General features: G+C 53.3%; 18 protein-coding genes. 13 read left to right on the forward strand and 5 right to left on the reverse strand.

All coding sequences use genetic code 11. From position 1 onward, the window contains the following. Positions 1–95: 95 nt before the first annotated feature. From ACZ2GZ_RS02675 to gtfA, 5 genes are read left to right on the forward strand one after another with little or no spacing between them, the layout of a single operon-like run. Positions 96–2,306 carry an alpha-galactosidase gene (locus tag ACZ2GZ_RS02675; protein ID WP_470295443.1) on the forward strand — a complete coding sequence of 737 codons (2,211 nt, stop codon included), beginning with the start codon at positions 96–98 and terminating at the stop codon, positions 2,304–2,306. After that, a complete protein-coding gene (locus tag ACZ2GZ_RS02680; RefSeq protein WP_470295444.1) occupies positions 2,303–3,550 on the forward strand; it encodes an extracellular solute-binding protein in 1,248 nt (415 codons plus the stop codon). Before ACZ2GZ_RS02675 ends, ACZ2GZ_RS02680 begins: the two co-directional genes overlap by 4 nt. Positions 3,551–3,571: 21 nt before the next feature. Further along, on the forward strand, positions 3,572–4,444 hold the full coding sequence (locus ACZ2GZ_RS02685) for a carbohydrate ABC transporter permease (protein WP_114167080.1): 873 nt from the start codon (positions 3,572–3,574) through the stop codon (positions 4,442–4,444). Between the two features lie 11 nt (positions 4,445–4,455). Further along, the gene (locus ACZ2GZ_RS02690) at positions 4,456–5,283 is read left to right on the forward strand and encodes a carbohydrate ABC transporter permease (RefSeq protein ID WP_114167079.1); all 828 of its coding nucleotides are present in this window, start codon (positions 4,456–4,458) and stop codon (positions 5,281–5,283) included. 58 nt (positions 5,284–5,341) lie between these two features. Further along, positions 5,342–6,805, forward strand: coding sequence for a sucrose phosphorylase (gene gtfA / locus ACZ2GZ_RS02695; RefSeq protein WP_470295445.1), 1,464 nt, complete (start codon positions 5,342–5,344; stop codon positions 6,803–6,805). Positions 6,806–6,854: 49 nt separating this feature from the next. On the opposite strand, the gene ACZ2GZ_RS02700 is transcribed toward gtfA, so the two are convergent. Then, positions 6,855–7,280 (reverse strand): DUF1801 domain-containing protein, encoded by a 426-nt coding sequence (locus ACZ2GZ_RS02700; protein ID WP_470295446.1) that lies wholly within the window; start codon positions 7,278–7,280, stop codon positions 6,855–6,857. Then, positions 7,280–7,636, reverse strand: coding sequence for a DUF2200 domain-containing protein (locus tag ACZ2GZ_RS02705; RefSeq protein WP_034779123.1), 357 nt, complete (start codon positions 7,634–7,636; stop codon positions 7,280–7,282). Before ACZ2GZ_RS02705 ends, ACZ2GZ_RS02700 begins: the two co-directional genes overlap by 1 nt. 142 nt (positions 7,637–7,778) lie before the next feature. Here ACZ2GZ_RS02705 and ACZ2GZ_RS02710 point away from each other — a divergent pair, with 142 nt between their 5' ends. Together ACZ2GZ_RS02710 and paiA are read left to right on the forward strand one after the other, a co-directional pair. Then, the gene (locus tag ACZ2GZ_RS02710) at positions 7,779–8,231 is read left to right on the forward strand and encodes a MarR family winged helix-turn-helix transcriptional regulator (protein ID WP_058764715.1); all 453 of its coding nucleotides are present in this window, start codon (positions 7,779–7,781) and stop codon (positions 8,229–8,231) included. Between the two features lie 8 nt (positions 8,232–8,239). Further along, the gene (gene paiA / locus ACZ2GZ_RS02715) at positions 8,240–8,761 is read left to right on the forward strand and encodes a spermidine/spermine N(1)-acetyltransferase (RefSeq protein ID WP_470295600.1); all 522 of its coding nucleotides are present in this window, start codon (positions 8,240–8,242) and stop codon (positions 8,759–8,761) included. On the opposite strand, the gene ACZ2GZ_RS02720 is transcribed toward paiA, so the two are convergent. Beyond that, positions 8,736–9,422: a haloacid dehalogenase type II gene (locus tag ACZ2GZ_RS02720; RefSeq protein ID WP_470295447.1), complete on the reverse strand. Its 687-nt coding sequence runs from the start codon at positions 9,420–9,422 to the stop codon at positions 8,736–8,738. The two genes, paiA and ACZ2GZ_RS02720, sit on opposite strands and share 26 nt — an antisense overlap. Before the next feature lie 107 nt (positions 9,423–9,529). Between ACZ2GZ_RS02720 and ACZ2GZ_RS02725 the strand changes: the two genes are divergently transcribed. The 5 genes from ACZ2GZ_RS02725 (at position 9,530) to ACZ2GZ_RS02745 (ending at position 13,981) form a co-directional block, all read left to right on the forward strand. Next, positions 9,530–10,123, forward strand: coding sequence for an FMN-binding negative transcriptional regulator (locus tag ACZ2GZ_RS02725; protein ID WP_470295448.1), 594 nt, complete (start codon positions 9,530–9,532; stop codon positions 10,121–10,123). A gap of 105 nt (positions 10,124–10,228) precedes the next feature. Further along, a complete protein-coding gene (locus ACZ2GZ_RS02730; protein WP_470295449.1) occupies positions 10,229–10,726 on the forward strand; it encodes a hypothetical protein in 498 nt (165 codons plus the stop codon). Positions 10,727–10,894: 168 nt separating this feature from the next. After that, positions 10,895–11,929 (forward strand): iron-siderophore ABC transporter substrate-binding protein, encoded by a 1,035-nt coding sequence (locus ACZ2GZ_RS02735; RefSeq protein WP_470295450.1) that lies wholly within the window; start codon positions 10,895–10,897, stop codon positions 11,927–11,929. A 10-nt stretch (positions 11,930–11,939) separates the two neighbouring features. Next, positions 11,940–12,953: a FecCD family ABC transporter permease gene (locus ACZ2GZ_RS02740; protein ID WP_470295451.1), complete on the forward strand. Its 1,014-nt coding sequence runs from the start codon at positions 11,940–11,942 to the stop codon at positions 12,951–12,953. Next, positions 12,950–13,981: a FecCD family ABC transporter permease gene (locus ACZ2GZ_RS02745; protein WP_029594756.1), complete on the forward strand. Its 1,032-nt coding sequence runs from the start codon at positions 12,950–12,952 to the stop codon at positions 13,979–13,981. The genes ACZ2GZ_RS02740 and ACZ2GZ_RS02745 overlap by 4 nt, the downstream gene beginning before the upstream one ends. Positions 13,982–14,028: 47 nt before the next feature. Here ACZ2GZ_RS02745 and ACZ2GZ_RS02750 read toward each other — a convergent pair whose 3' ends face one another. After that, entirely contained in the window at positions 14,029–14,778 is a 750-nt protein-coding gene (locus ACZ2GZ_RS02750; RefSeq protein WP_058764679.1) for an SDR family oxidoreductase, read from the reverse strand. A 141-nt stretch (positions 14,779–14,919) separates the two neighbouring features. On the opposite strand from ACZ2GZ_RS02750, the gene ACZ2GZ_RS02755 reads away from it, so the two are divergent. Further along, positions 14,920–15,489: a TetR/AcrR family transcriptional regulator gene (locus tag ACZ2GZ_RS02755; RefSeq protein WP_470295452.1), complete on the forward strand. Its 570-nt coding sequence runs from the start codon at positions 14,920–14,922 to the stop codon at positions 15,487–15,489. On the opposite strand, the gene ACZ2GZ_RS02760 is transcribed toward ACZ2GZ_RS02755, so the two are convergent. Beyond that, on the reverse strand, positions 15,486–16,364 hold the full coding sequence (locus ACZ2GZ_RS02760) for a LysR family transcriptional regulator (RefSeq protein ID WP_470295453.1): 879 nt from the start codon (positions 16,362–16,364) through the stop codon (positions 15,486–15,488). The two genes, ACZ2GZ_RS02755 and ACZ2GZ_RS02760, sit on opposite strands and share 4 nt — an antisense overlap. Between the last annotated feature and the right edge of the window lie 38 nt (positions 16,365–16,402).

Consider the following 16,402-nt stretch of genomic DNA (forward strand, 5'->3'; position numbering starts at 1 on the left):
AAAGTGTTTACTAAACGTTAAATTATAGATGTGTTTAGTAAACGCTTTTATTTTGAGTTTTAATGAAAGCGCAACCACTATTGGGAGGTTGAGCCATGAAGTTGATTCATGTTAATGAAACAGAGAGAGTATTCCATTTGTCTAATGCAGTGTTTAGCTATGTGCTCCGTATCGAAGAAGGCAACGTGTTGACCAACGAATATTTTGGTCAGGCGATTTCGACATATCGCGGAGGACGAAAGTATCCTCGGGTCGACCGTTCCTTTTCCCCGAACTTTCCGGAGGCGACGGATCGCCTTTATTCCCTCGATACGATCTTGCAAGAATATCCAGGTTACGGGACGGGAGATTATCGGACGCCGGCCCAAGTCATCCGCCACGAAGACGGATCGACTGTCACGGATTTCCGTTACAAGTCCTATGAGATTGTGACAGGAAAACCGCGTCTTGATGGCATGCCTTCGACGTATGTCGAACAGGATGAAGAAGCCGAGACGCTGATCATCACACTCGAAGATCCGAAAGAGCGACTGACTGCTCGTCTCGTCTATACCGTGTATCGTGACCGTCCGGTGTTGGCACGATCCGCTCGAATTGAAAATGAAGGAGCGGAGACCCATTACCTTCAAAAAGCAGCGAGCCTCTCATTGGACCTTCCGCTTCAAGAGCTCGAGGTCATCACGCTGAACGGGATGTGGGGCCGAGAACGAATGATGGAGCGTGAACCAGTAAAACGTGGCGTGAAAGTATTCGACAGCAAACGTGGCTCGAGTAGTCACCAAATGAACCCGTTTCTCGCTCTCGTTTCACCCGAGACGACGGAGTATGCGGGAGAAGCAGTCGGCTTCAGCCTTGTCTACAGCGGAAGTCATCAAATGTTGCTCGAACGAGACCCATACGGACAGACCCGTGTGCAACTCGGCATCAACGAATTTGGATTCGAGTGGCGCTTGGATCCAGGCGCATGTTTCCAAACGCCGGAAGTGAACATCGTCTATAGTGCGAACGGGACGATGGAAATGTCACAAGCATTCCACGCCTTGTATCGTGAACGGCTCGCACGCGGAACCTTCCGTGACGCAGGCCGACCAATTTTGATCAACAACTGGGAAGCGACTTATTTCGACTTCGACGAAGCCAAAATCAAATCGATCGTCGATGAGAGTGCCGCGCTCGGAATCGAGTTGTTCGTGCTGGACGATGGCTGGTTCGGACGTCGCGATGATGATTACACGTCACTAGGCGACTGGTTCGAATATGAGCAAAAGATTCCGAACGGATTGAAAGGACTCGCAGACTACATTCACACCAAAGGCATGAAATTCGGTCTATGGTTCGAACCGGAGATGATTTCGAGAGAGAGCGAACTCTTCGAACAGCATCCGGACTGGGCGATTCAAATCCCGGGACGCGGTCTATCCAAAGGACGAGATCAATATGTACTCGATTTCAGTCGGAAAGAAGTACGAGATAACATCGTGCAGCAGATGACCGAGGTGTTGGACCGCGTCCCGATCGATTATCTCAAATGGGACTTCAACCGTAACGTGACCGAAGTGTTCTCGACGTCACTACCGAGTGACTGTCAAGGAGAAGTGTTACACCGCTATGTCCTTGGACTATATGAAGTGCTCGAGACGATCACATCACGCTATCCGAACATCTTGTTCGAGAGCTGCTCCGGCGGCGGCGGTCGGTTCGATCCAGGCATGTTGTACTACATGCCTCAAACGTGGACGAGTGACAACACGGACGCCATCGCGCGTTTGAAAATTCAACATGGGACGAGCATGGTGTATCCCATCTCCTCGATGGGCGCACACGTCTCGGCTGTGCCAAACCACCAGACACACCGTGAGACGAGTCTCGAGATGCGGGGGAACGTCGCGATGGCTGGCGTGTTCGGTTATGAGCTCGATGTGACTGAGATGTCAGAAGACGAGAAGGCGATCGTCAAACAGCAAGTCGCATTCTATCAGGAGCATCGTCGTACGTTCCAATATGGGACGTTCTACCGGCTGGAGAGCGCATTCGACAGCAATCATCCTTCTTGGATGTTCGTATCGGAAGAGGAAGTCATCGTCTGTGACTATAGCGTGCTCAGCGAAACCGCACCGCTCATCCGTTTGTTGAAATTGAGAGGATTGGACACAACAGCCGTCTATGAAGTAGAGGGCCAGCGTTACGGCGGTGATGAGCTCATGCACGTCGGGCTTTACATCGAGCCGATTGTCAAAGGTGATTTTGTAAGTAAGTTGTACGTACTGAAAAAAGTAAACGAACTTTCAGGAGGCCAATCAAAATGAACAAGACAATGAAACTAGGCATGGTAGGACTCGTCGCATCATCTCTCGTACTCGCAGCTGGTTGCTCGGGCGGAGCGGAGTCGGACAAGACAGAAATCGAATTCTTCTCCCAAAAAGTCGAAATGAAAGGGACGCTCGATGAGATCATCGCTGACTTTGAAAAAGAGAATCCTGATATCGACGTCAAATTGACGAGCGTCAGCAATGCCGGGACCGTATTGAAAACACGGGTTGCCGGCGGTGACATCCCGGATATCGTGCACACGTACCCGCAAAACCCAGACTTTAAAGGGTGGGCGGCTGACGGTAAGTTCCTCGATCTGTCTGACGAAGATTTCTTGAGCAATTTGAAGCAAGGGGCGGCTGAATCGTACGCGGTCGACGGAGGGATTTACTCACTCCCGCTCAATTCGAACGCGTGGGGCTTCTTCTATAACAAGACAAAATTTGAAGAGCTAGGACTGGAGGCGCCGAAAACATGGTCCGAGTTTGAAGACGTCGTCAAAGAGATCAAGGATGCTGGCGAGACACCGTTTGCGGCAGCACTCACAACCGACGATTCCTGGACGATGAACGGCTACCACCAATTGGCTTGGGCGACGACAACAGGCGGTTTCGACCAAACGCAAGACGCGTTGAAAAACAGCCCGAAAGATGGCATCAAAGTCGGCAATGAAGATTTTGAGGCTGTGGCAGATGAGTTAAGCCTCGTCAGCGGTAACACGCAAAAGAATGCGAATGGGGCATCTTACAGCGATGCGGTCGCACTCTTCGCAAGGGAAGAAGCGTTGATTTTCCCGAACGGCATTTGGGCACTCCCGGTCATCCGTGACCAGCAACCTGATTTCGAAGTGAGCATGTTTGCCTTCCCAGGCCAAGAAGCAGGCCAAGAGATGACGGTCGGTGCGGCTGACTTGGCGCTCTCTGTGTCGAGCGCTGGATCGGAAGCGGAACAAGAAGCATCAAAAAAACTGCTCGCGTACATGACGGAAGGAGAAGTCATGCAGAAATACTATGACAAGGACGGTTCTCCGACGTCGGTCGAGGCAGTCGATACAGATGGTGCGTTCGAAGAGACGAAAGCTGTTTCGGACCTCGTGTTCACAGACAAACAAATCATCTGGCTCCATTCTGAATGGCCATCGGAAGAAGAGTTCTGGCACCTCACGGTCGATTATATGAACAAAGAAGATAAAGACCAACTCGCCAAGGATTTGAATGCCTTCTTCAACGGTATGAAATAAAAACATTAAAGGAGTTGCACCATGAGAGAGAAAGGGTTTGTCAACCGCTACTGGCCGTACCTGTTCATTCTTGTGCCGCTCTTGCTTCAAATCGTGTTCTTCTTCATACCGCTCGCACAAGGTGTGATCTACAGTTTCACGGACTGGACAGGGCTAACAAGTTCGTACAATTTCATCGGAATCGATAATTATTTGGCCATCTTCTCAGATGCGAAATTCTTATCGAGTATCGGCTTCACGTTACTCTTCACGATCGGTCTCGTCGTTGGACAAATCGTGTTAGGGATTGCGATCGCACTGCTATTGAATCAAAAAATCAAAGGGGTCGGGCTGTTCCGGACAGCCTACTTCTTCCCTGCGGTCATCAGCACCGTCACACTCGGCTTGATCTTTAAACAGTTCTTCAATTACGGGCTGGCGCCACTCGGTGAATTTTTAGGCATCGAATGGCTCTCGCAAAGTCTAATCGCGAACGAAGGGACGGCGTTCTGGGGCCTCCTCTTTGTCGCCCTCTGGCAAGGGGTCGCCATTCCGGTCGTCATCTTCTTGGCGAACTTACAAAGCATCCCGAACGAGATTCGGGAAGCGGCCTCGATTGACGGGGCGAACCGGTGGCAAACGTTCAAGAGCATCGAATTGCCGTTCTTATCACCAGCCATCAGCATCGTCCTCATCTTGGCGATGAAGGCGGGATTGACGGCGTTCGACCTCATCTACGCCTTGACGGGCGGGGGACCGAGCGGGTCGACGACGTCACTCGGACTGCTCGTATACAACTATGCGTTCAAAAATAACCAATTCGGATACGCCAGTGCGATCGCGATCGTCCTCTTCATCATCATCGCCATCGTCTCGGTCATCCAAATCAATTCTTCGAAAAAATTTGAAGTGTAAGGAGGGGCATCATGAAAAAGGACAAAATTCATATCCCGACGTATGTGTTTCTGACAGTAGGGCTCGTCTTGATCGCCCTTCCGATGTATTTGACCGTCTTGAACTCGTTCAAAGAAACACGGCAAATCACCGGCGGCTTCTTCGAATTGCCGGACCCGTTCACACTCGATAACTTTCAGCGTCTCTTAGACGACGGGGTCGTCCAATACTTTGCGAACTCGATGACGATCACTATCGCGTCCATCGCGCTCATCATCTTGATCGTCCCGATGGCAGCCTATGCGCTCGCACGGACGATGCCGCGCAATCGCGTCTTCCAAGGGATTTACATCATGTTGATTATCGGGATATTCGTCCCGTTCCAAGTCATCATGATCCCGATCACGTCGATGATGTCGGATTTGGGGTTATCGAGTAAACTCGGGTTGATCATCTTGTATCTGACGTACGCGGTCCCGCAGTCACTCTTCTTGTACGCGGGGTACGTCAAGACCGTAATCCCGAAAGAGTTGGATGAGGCGGCGGCCATCGACGGCAGCGGAAAGTTCAACACGTACTTTAAAATCATCTTCCCGATGATGAAGCCGATGCATGCGACGGTCCTCATCCTGAACGCACTCTGGATTTGGAACGACTTCTTGCTTCCGTTGCTTCTACTCAACCGAGATGAATCGACATGGACGCTCCCGTTGTTCCAATTCAACTATCAAGGACAGTATTTCAGTGATTTCGGACCTTCCTTCGCATCGTATGTTGTCGGGATCGTATCGATTCTCATCGTCTACTTGTTCTTCCAGCGCCACATCATCGATGGGATGGCCAACGGATCTGTCAAATAAACGAAGCTCCTACACGTGAAAGCAAGACGGGTAGGAGCTTTTTAAAAGGAGAATGAACATGAAATTGAAAAACGAAGTGATGTTGATCACCTATGCTGATAGTCTCGGTAAAAATTTGAAAGAACTTGATGAGATCACCCGCACGCATCTGGATGGGGTGATTGGCGGAATCCATTTGCTGCCGTTCTATCCTTCGTCAGGTGATCGCGGGTTTGCCCCGATGGATTATACGAAAGTGGACGAAGCGTTCGGGTCATGGGAAGATGTGCAACGCCTCAGTGAACGATATGATTTCATGATGGACTTCATGGTGAACCACATCTCGCGTCAATCGCCTTATTTCCAAGACTTCTTGGAGAAGAAGGACGAGTCCGCCTTCAAAGATTTCTTCATCCGCTATAGCGAGTTTTGGCCTGGCGGGGAACCTACCTCTGAACAAGTCGACCTGATTTATAAACGAAAACCGAGAGCGCCGTACGTAGAAGTCACGTTCGCCGATGGGACGACCGAGAAGGTGTGGTGTACGTTTGATGAAGAACAAATCGATTTAGATGTCACAAAGGACGCCACACGGTCGTTCATCAAGCAACAACTCGAATTCCTTGTAGGAAAAGGGGCGTCAATCATCCGTCTGGACGCGTTCGCCTACGCCAATAAAAAAATTGGGACGAATTGCTTCTTTGTCGAACCGGATATTTGGGAGATGCTCGAGTACTGTGAAGAGGTAGTTGCTGACAAAGGCGCGACGGTCCTGCCTGAAATCCACGAACATCATTCGATTCAAGAACGAATCGCGAAGGAAGGGTATTACGTCTATGACTTCGCTTTGCCGATGCTCGTCCTTCACGGCCTATATAGCGGACGGTCGGAGCGGCTGATTAACTGGATGGAACGTTGCCCGCGCAACCAGTTCACGACACTCGACACGCATGATGGTATCGGAGTGGTCGACGCCAAAGACCTATTGACCGACGACGAGATCGAGATGACGCGTGAGGCACTGTACAGCAAAGGCGCGAACGTGAAGAAAATCTACAGCTCAGAAGCGTATAACAACCTCGACATCTACCAAATCAACTGCACGTACTATAGTGCGCTCGGAAACGATGATGCGTCATACTTACTTGCCCGAGCCATTCAGCTGTTCGCCCCAGGGATTCCGCAAGTGTATTACGTCGGACTTTTAGCTGGTGAGAATGACATCGAGTTGTTAGAAGCGACGAAAGAAGGAAGAAACATCAATCGCCACTACTACTCGAAAGAAGAAGTCGCGAGCGAAGTCGAACGACCTGTGGTGCAGGAACTGTTCGATTTGTTCAAATTCCGTAACCGTTCAACGGCTTTTGATGGGGAGTTCGAAGTGCGGCAACCAACCGAGCGCTCACTAGAGATCACCTGGACACATGGATTAGTTAAAGCAACATTATCCGCCGACTTGTCGACGAAGGCATTTGAGATTCAAGAAACAAAGGAAGGCGAGATGTCGTATGAGTACGAATCACCGTTTTTAATAAACAAATGACACAAAGCCCACACTCAATCATCAAGAGTGTGGGCTTTGTGTCGACTTGTCAACGATTGTGTTCGTAAGCCGCAATCCATTGCTCCGGCGTCATCTTCGAGACGAGTTCACCCATCAACTCATATGGGATATGCTTCACGTTTTTGAAGCGGATACAGCTCTTGCCCATGTCGAGCTTCGTCGGCACTTGTGCGGCGTAGGACTCCTCGAACCAGTGGAGCAGTTCCGGGTCGCTATAGACGCCCATGTGATACACGGCGACATGATTCTTCTGGGCGATGACGCTCAAGAACGGGAGTGGGGTGCCCGGTGTGACGTGATACCCGGACGGATACGTCGACAGCGGGACAATATAATGGATGCCGTTCCCGTCGATCGTCTTCTCGAACCCGGCCGGTAAGTTCGCATCGATGACGTCAATCAAACGGATGAAAGCGTCGAGCCGCTTGTCGTCAACGAGTGTCGTATAGTCCATCAGACGTCGCCTCCTCGTAAAATCTTCGCCATCGCCTTGCCTTTGGCCAGTTCATCGACGAGTTTGTCCAAGTAACGAATCTCGCGCATGAGCGGCTCCTCGACATTCTCGACGCGGACGCCGCAGACGACGCCTTTGATGAGGGCGCGGTCTTCGTTCATTTTCGGTGCCGTGGCGAAGAACGTGTCAAAGTCGACCTCGGCTTCAAGTTGGCGCTCGAGCCCTGCCTCGTCATAACCGGTCAGCCAGCGGATAATCGTATCGACTTCGTCTTTCGTCCGGCCTTTCCGTTCGGCTTTCGCGACGTAAAGCGGATAGACGCTCGCAAAGCTCGTCGTGTAGATGCGGTGTGCCATGAAATCCCCTCGTTTCGTGGAATGATACCTTCATTTTCTCACATAATCAAAGCCCATATCCAAAATACTTTTTGTTGCAAATGCAACTAAATCAATTATACTGAATGTAACGTATTGTAAATACAACAATCAGGAGGATTGTATGAGAGACCAGTTGCGTGAAATCGGGATGATTGCCCGTGCCCTCGACTCGATCAGCAATATCGAGTTCAAAGAGCTCGAGCTGACGAAAGGGCAATATCTGTATTTGGTCCGGATTTGTGAGGAGCCGGGCATCATTCAAGAGAAGCTCGCCGAATTGATCAAAGTCGATCGGACGACGGCGGCGCGGGCGGTTCAAAAGTTGGAAACGAACGGGTTGATCACGAAGCAGGACGACCCGCACAACAAGAAAATCAAACGGCTCGTCCCGACTGAACGGGGCAAGGCGCTGTACCCGGTCATTATCCGCGAGCACGAGCATTCGACTAACGTCGCGCTCGCCGGGCTGAGCGACCAGGAAGCCGAGCAACTGCTCCGACTGTTGAAGCGGGTCCGCCACAATATCGAAGGGGACTGGGATGCCGTGAAAAAAGGGAAGAAACGAGACTACTAGGGGGAACAATCATGATCACCATCAAAGCTTGTACAATCGAAGACGTTGACGCACTTCGCACCATCAGCATCGAGACGTTCACGGAAACGTTCGAAGCCGAGAATGACCCGGCGCATCTGGCCGCGTATCTCGAGCGGGCGTACAACGTGGCGCAACTTGAACAGGAGCTTTCGAATCCGGACTCACAGTTCTTTTTCGCCATGCTCGATGGGGAAGTGGCCGGCTATCTAAAAGTGAACGCCAACAACGCCCAGACCGAGGCCATGGGCGAAGAGGCGTTCGAACTCGAACGAATTTACGTGCGACGTGCCTTCCAAGGAAGCGGTGTCGGCAAGGCGCTGTACGACCAGGCCATCACGTGCGCGGGTGAGCTGAAGAAGCGTGAAATCTGGCTCGGTGTGTGGGAACATAACCACAAGGCACTCGCCTTTTACCGAAAGCACGGCTTCGTCCAGACCGGGGCGCACACGTTTTATATGGGTGACGACGCTCAAGTCGATTTGATTATGGCCAAGCCGCTTCGTCCGTGACCCATTCCAGTATCCCGGACAAGTCCTCATAGACGGCGTCAGGGGCCAGGTCGGGCATGTCGAGCGGCTTGCCGTCACGGTTGATCCAAGCCGTGTGGAACCCGAAGTTCTTCGCACCGGCGATGTCCCAACCGTTCGAGGACAGGAACAGCACCTCGTCCCGCTTCAACCCGCTGTTCTTGAACCAATGCATGTAGGCGGCCGGTGACGGCTTGGCTTGTTTGATGCCGTCGATGCTGACGAGCTCATCGAACAGGTCGGTGAACCCGGCATTATGGATGAGTGCCTCGAGCATTGCGTCCGTCCCGTTCGAGAGGACGATGGTCTGTTTGTGATGCAGCTGGTGTAAGACGTCTTCGACCTCTTCATATGGCGACAGGTCGGCGTAGGTAGCAATCAATGCGTCCTCGGTCTCGGTCGTCCACGTCACGTCGGCTGTCGCCAAGGCGTACCGTAAGGCGTCGCGCGTGACGACAGAGAAATCCGTGTAACGCCCCATGATGTGGCGGGTGAAGAAGTAGTCGAGTTGTTTCGTCCGCCACGTCTGGCTGATTTGGTCACCTTTTCCGGGGAACTGTTCGTCACACGCCGCCTTTACGGAATGGACATCGAACAAGGTCCCGTAGACATCGAACACGAATGCTTTAACATGTGGTTTCATCATATCCCTCCTCAATCATTTAGCGTCATCTACTCTTTACCCTAGTTGGCGTGAATTATACGGAAGGGTCCAGTCAGTTGAACAACGAACAAGACAGGAGGAATTTGATGTACGTCCCGAAACTATACGCCGTGAATGACCCGAAAGAAGTCTACGCCTTTCTGAAGGCCCATCCGTTCGGCACCGTCGTCACGCATGACGGACAGAAGCCGATTGCGACGCACGTGCCGCTCCGTTTCCATGAGGAAGACGGCCGCGTCTGGTTCACGACACACATCGCCAAAAACAATCCACAGTGGCAAACGATTGAAGACCAGACCGTTCTCTTGATCGTCCAAGGCCCGGACGCCTATGTGTCGGCGTCGTGGTACGGACATGAGGATGTATCGACGTGGAACTATCAGGCCGTCCATGCATACGGACAGGCCACCATTTTAAATGCGGACCAACTCGAGGAAGACTTGGCCGGACTGCTTCAAGACCATGAAGGGGACCGGGAGCACGCCGTCGTCTGGGAGGAACTGTCCGAGCCGGTGCAGCGGCAGAAATATGGCGTCGTCGGGTTCCGCATCGACATTTCGGAGATGCAGGCGGCGTTCAAGCTTAGCCAGAATCGAAACGAAACGGATTATACGCGCATCGTCTCGGAGCTCGAGCGGGAAGGGTGTCCGATCGCGGATGTGATGCGTAGGCAACGATAATTTCGATTCATTGACCGGACGTTCGATTCTCGTCTACCCAAGGGAAGCAGTGAGGCGTATCATCAATCGTGGAATCAAATTCAATGATGAAGCGAGCGAAGACAGATGAACAAGAAACGGTTGATGAGGTTGCTAGGTTGGCTAATTGTGATTTTGGCTTTGGTTGAACTGGCGACGGATTGGCCAGACCCACCGAACCCACCGATTGAACACGCGTTTGAAGAACCGACGGCGTTCCCGTTTGAAATCACTCGGCGTTACACAGAAGTCGACATTCAAGTGCCGCATTATCTTCATAGTTTCGTATTTCATTATGTGAACGAAGAGACGACACAAGAGTTGCGCTACATCGTCCATAAAGTCATCGATGAACCTGAAGACATGGAGGAAATTTCGTCATACGGAGACCAATACGTACTTGCGGACGGGACCTCTGCTTTCTATGATGAGGCGGAATCGACGTCCCAAGGGTTATGGTGGATCAACAAAAACGGCTTCACTGCTCGAATCATCTACTACATCGATGGCAACTCCGTCGAACTTGACGACGAGACCCGCTTACCGGTCCAACAACTGATCAATTTGGCCAACCAAACGTTATGACTTCAGCCTGCATCTCACCATTTGAGAGATGCGGGCTGTTTCTATTTTTCAGAAGATATCTTGAAGTTCAGATTGACAGCGTTCGATGATTCGTCCTATACTCATAAATGATAATGATTATCAATGTCGACGTAAAACGTTGTCATAGAGAGAAAAGGGGATTCGAACATGAACTATAAGAAACTGCTACATATGTTCATCATCATGTCTGCTTTCGTGCTCGTGCTCGCAGGATGCGGCTCGAACAATGAAGATGCAGCCACGACAGATGAGTCTGCCGAAACGGCAGAAGGCTATCCAATCACCATCAAACACGCGTTAGGCGAGACGGTTATCGACAAGAAGCCAGAACGCGTCGCCACGGTCGGTTGGTCGAACCAAGACGTGGCGCTCGCGCTTGACGTCGTACCAGTCGGTTTCTCGGCTGCGAACTATGGTGTCCAAGACGGCAGCGGCATGTTGCCATGGACGGCTGACAAGTTGAAAGACCTCGGTGAAGAAAACCCGAACATCTATCAAGACACGGACGGCCTCGACTTTGAAGCGATCGCTGATTCACAGCCGGACGTCATTCTTGCCGCCTACTCAGGCATCACGCAAGAAGACTACGACACGTTGACAGAGATCGCACCGGTCGTCGCATACCAAGAGACGCCTTGGGTGTCATCATGGCAGGACACGGTTCGTTACGACTCAATGGCTATGGGCATGGAAGAAGAAGGCAAACAGTTGATTGAAGACACAGAGAAACTCATCGCCGACAAGGCAGCTGAAGTACCGGAGATGAAAGGGAAGAAAGCGGCATTCGTCGCGCTCAGCCCAGACGATCTCTCGAAGTTCTACATCTACACGACTGGTGACCCACGCGGTGCCTTCATCGAAGAACTCGGCATGGAGTACCCTGAGAACATCACAAGCCAAATCAAAGATGAGAACAGCTTCTACCTCGAGCTCAGCTCAGAGAACGCTGACATCTTGAACGACGTCGACATCTTCGTCGCCTACGGGAACGAAGAGACGTTGAAAGCACTTCAAGCTGACCCGCTCTACAGCAAAGTGCCGGCCATCAAACGCGGTTCGGTCGTCATGATCGAAGACAACACGCCACTCGCGGCTGCTGGGACACCATCACCACTCTCAATCGAATATACGATTGACGACTATGTGAAACTCGTGTCAGAAGCACTCGCGAAAGTCGAGTAATCAAATGAATATGCCGAAGAAGTTACACACGCCGAAACGGTTCGGGCTCCTCCTCGTAGGGTCGCTCGTCCTGCTCGTCGTCTGTATGCTCGCTTCGCTTGCTTTCGGCTCACGGACAGTCGGATGGGATGAACTGCTTGACGGTTTATTCCGTCCGGCTGTTCAGTCGTATGAAGCGGATATCGTCCGGCAGCGGGTCGTTCGGACGGTGTTCAGTTTCATGTGCGGGGCGGCACTCGGTGTCTCGGGCGCATTGATGCAGTCGGTGACGCGCAACCCGATCGCCGATCCGAGCATTCTCGGAGTCAACACGGGAGCGGCGCTGTTCGTCGTCGTCGGGATCGCCTTCTTCAACATCTCGACCGCGAGCGACTATATCTGGTTCGCGCTCGCCGGGGCACTCTTGACGGCGGCGTTCGTGTTCGGGATCGGGTCGCTCGGGCGGGGCGGTTCGACGCCACTCAAACTCGTCTTGGCTGGCGCGGCGACGAGTGCGGCCTTGTCGTCACTCGTCATGGCCATCATGATTCCGCGCTCGAACGTCATGGACCAGTTCCGGTTCTGGCAAGTCGGTAGCGTCGGGGCCGGGACGATGGATTCGATTATGACGTTCCTGCCGTTCTTTATCGGCGGTATCATTATCGCCATCTTGGCGGCACCGTCCCTCAACATCTTGGCGCTCGGGGAAGAGCTCGCCACAGGTCTTGGTGTCCGCATCGGCACGTTGAAATTGATTGCCTCGTTCGCCGGTGTGATCTTGTGCGGGGCGGCGACGGCACTGGCTGGACCAATCGGCTTTATCGGTCTCTTGGCGCCGCACCTCGTCCGCTTGGTCATCGGAGCGGATGAACGGTATATCATCCCGATGTCGGCACTCACCGGCGCGATTTTATTGACGTTCGCTGACGTGGCGGGGCGCTTGCTCGGCAGTCCCGGTGAACTCGAAGTCGGGATCGTCACGGCGTTCGTCGGGGCCCCGATTTTGATCGCCTTGACGATGAAAGTGAAGGTGCGTGGCGTATGACGAACCAATCGATTCAACCCATCATCCATAACAGTCGCAAGCGTCGGCAACGGACCGTCTTCGTGACGCTCGTCTTGTTCGCGTTGGCCCTTACGTTGAGCGCGACGATGCTCATGCTCGGCAACACGATTTATCCGGTCGCAGACGTCATCCGTGTCTTGTTCGGGGAACAAGTACCGGGCGCCTCGTTCGCCGTCGGCACGATCCGTCTGCCGCGCATGCTCGCCGGCGTCTTCGCCGGACTTGCGTTCGGGATCGCCGGGACGGTGTTCCAGACGATGCTCCGTAACCCGCTCGCCAACCCGAACGTCATCGGCATCACGACCGGGTCGAGTGCGGCGGCCGTGTTCGGCATCGTCGTCTTACAGGCGAGCGATACGTTCGTCTCCATCATCTCGATTATCGGCGGGCTGTTGACCGTCCTCGCCATCTACTTCTTGTCGAAAGGCGCCGCCTTCTCGATTGGCCGGCTCGTCTTAGTCGGCATCGGGATTCAGGCGATGCTGACAGCGGTCATCAACTATCTGTTGCTAATCAGCCGCCAAAACGATGTCGGGACGGCGATGCGCTGGTTGAGCGGTAGCTTGAACGGGGTGAAGATGGAGACGCTCCCGCCGCTCATGATCGCGGTCGCGCTCTGCCTCCCGGTCATCCTCCGACTCAGCCGACAGCTCCAGATTTTAGAGCTCGGGGAGATGACGGCGACGTCGCTCGGTGTCAAGACGAACCAGACGCGCGTCCTGCTCATCGTCGCCTCGGTGCTCATGCTCGCGCTCGCGACGGCGACGACCGGACCGATCGCGTTCGTCGCGTTCCTGGCGGGACCGATTGCGAAGCGGCTCGTCGGGGACGGGCGTTCGACAATCATTCCGGCGGCACTCGTCGGGGTCATCTTGGTACTCGCAGCCGATCTCATCGGTCAGTTCGCCTTCACGGCCCGCTACCCGGTCGGTGTCATCACCGGCATGGTCGGAGCGCCGTATTTGATTTATCTCTTAATCCGGATGAACCGGAGAGGGGAGCTATAACGAGAAATGAGCCACATCCCGCGTTTGGATGTGGCTCATTTTTTGGTTTAGTAGGCGGTCCAACCGCCGTCGATGGCGACGACTTGACCATTGATGAAACTCGATTCGTCCGAGCCGAGGAAGAGGGCGAGCTGAGCAATCTCTTCTGGTTGTCCGATGCGTGGGTTGATGGCCATCCCAAGTTGCTGGCGACCGAACCCGGCCTGACTCATGTTCGTCATCGTCGAGCCGATGTTCGTCGCGACCGCGCCCGGTGCGATTCCGTTACAACGGATGTTTTGGTCGGCATACATGAACGCCGTGTTCTTCGTCAATCCGACGACGGCGTGTTTTGACGCCGTATAGGCCGCGCCGGCCCGAGCGCCGTACAAGCCGCCGGCCGAGATATTGTTGACGATGACGCCGTGACCTTGCTTCGTGAACAAGTCGACGGCAATCCGCATCGATTTCATGACCGACACCGTGTTGACAGCAAAGATTTTCTCCCAGCGCTCGTTCGAGATCTCACCGACCGGTTCCATCCCGTCCATGATGCCGGCGTTGTTGACGAGGATGTCGACTTGACCGAACGTCTTCACCGTCTCATCGAACAACTGCTGCAACGCCTCTTCAGACGTGACGTCCGTCTGGATGGCGAACGCTTCGCCCGAAATCCCCTCGACGACGGCCTGTGCCCCATCGAGATTCATATCCGAGACGACGACGCGAGCTCCTTCTTTCGCGTAAAGCTCCGCGATTGCTTTCCCCATTCCTGATGCTGCACCTGTGACAATCGCCACTTTCCCCGATAACCGCATGACTGTCTCCTCCTTTAATTGAACATGTGTTCAATAACTATTATAATGAATGTTAGAAAGCGCTTACAATCATCAAAAAAGAGACGTTCTGTTGAGTAATCAACACTTCCAGCCATAACTGTTGAGAGGAATGTGCAAACTATGAAGCCGGACTTGCGTGTCATCAAAACAAAACGAGCGCTTCATGAGGCGCTCGTCGAATTATTGAGGAATCGTTCGCTCGAACAAGTGACGATTTCGGAACTTTGTCGTGTGGCAAATGTCAATCGGGGCACGTTTTATTTGCATTACGCACGGGTCGAGGACGTATTCGAGGAGTATTTCCAAGAAATCACCGCCGACCTCGCCAAGTCGTATGAGGAGCCGTATCGACATGTGAAGCTGCTCAATCCGCGTGAACTCGAACCGTCGACGATCCGCATCTTTCACCACGTCCAGACGTACGTCGACTTCTATCGCATCGTCTTTTCGAAAAACGTGCCGCTCGCGTACTATTACATGTTGTTCGACGAAGTGCGCAAGTTGCTCCTCCGCGACACGGCGGCGCACAAGCAAGACGAGATTGACCATGCGTTGTTCTGTTCGTATCAAGCGAACGCCATCGTCGGGATGATCATCCATTGGGCCGAACACGACTTTGCGGCCGCCCCGGACGAGATGAACGAGCAGTTGGCGCACATATTGCGCCTCGATTCCGGCCGCCGTGTTTAGGTGGTCGTTTCCCGATCATCGAACAGCTCTAAAAATGTTGAGGCGACGTTCGACAGGCGACTCCCGCTCTTCCAGATCAAATGGACGGAAGACGTGAGCGGGGGATGGAGCGGGACGAACACCAACTCGGTCCCTTGCGTGTTGATGATTCCGTCGAGACAGAGCGCGTGGCCGATGCCTTCCCGGACGAGGAGTGAGGCGTTATAGAGCAGGTTGTACGTCGCGACGACGTCCGTTTCAGTCAAATCGACGCCGAGCCGGGCCGACAAATGCCGGTCGACGAGCGACTGCTCTGACAAGATGAGCGGCAAGTCGAGCAAGTCCTCGGTCTCGATGGCATGCTTTTGTCCGATTGGGCTGTCGCGGCGCGTCATGATGCCCCAACGATCGACGTGGGGGAGCTCGCGCGAGGCGTACGTGGCCAGGTTGATCGGCTCGATGACGACCCCGAAATCGAGGATGCCTCGGTCCAGCTTGTCGATCACGTCGTCTCCGTTGCCGCTATACAGGCGCAACTTGACGTCGGGATGAAGCTGTTTCATCTGTCGGAACGTCTCGATGACCGAGGTGAGCGTCTCCGTCTCACCACCGCCGATGTACAGTTCTCCGCTGACGGGTGTCGCCGTGTTCAAGTTGATCGAGATCTTATCGGCCAGACGGACCATCTCTTTGGCGTGTTCGGCCAAATAGTAGCCTCGTTCCGTCAGCGTGACGCCGCCTTGGCTCCGCTCGAACAACGGTCCACCGAGACTGTCCTCGAGTTGATGGATTTGCCGTGACAGCGCCGGTTGCGACAGTCGTAAATGTTCGGCCGCGCGCGTGATGTTCCTTTCGCTCGCGACGGCGAGGAAGTACCGTAGTTGTTGTAGCTCCATGTCATCCCTCCATGCGTTTTCGTTATGGTTCTTAATCA

This window comes from Exiguobacterium sp. KKT215, from assembly GCF_055635335.1.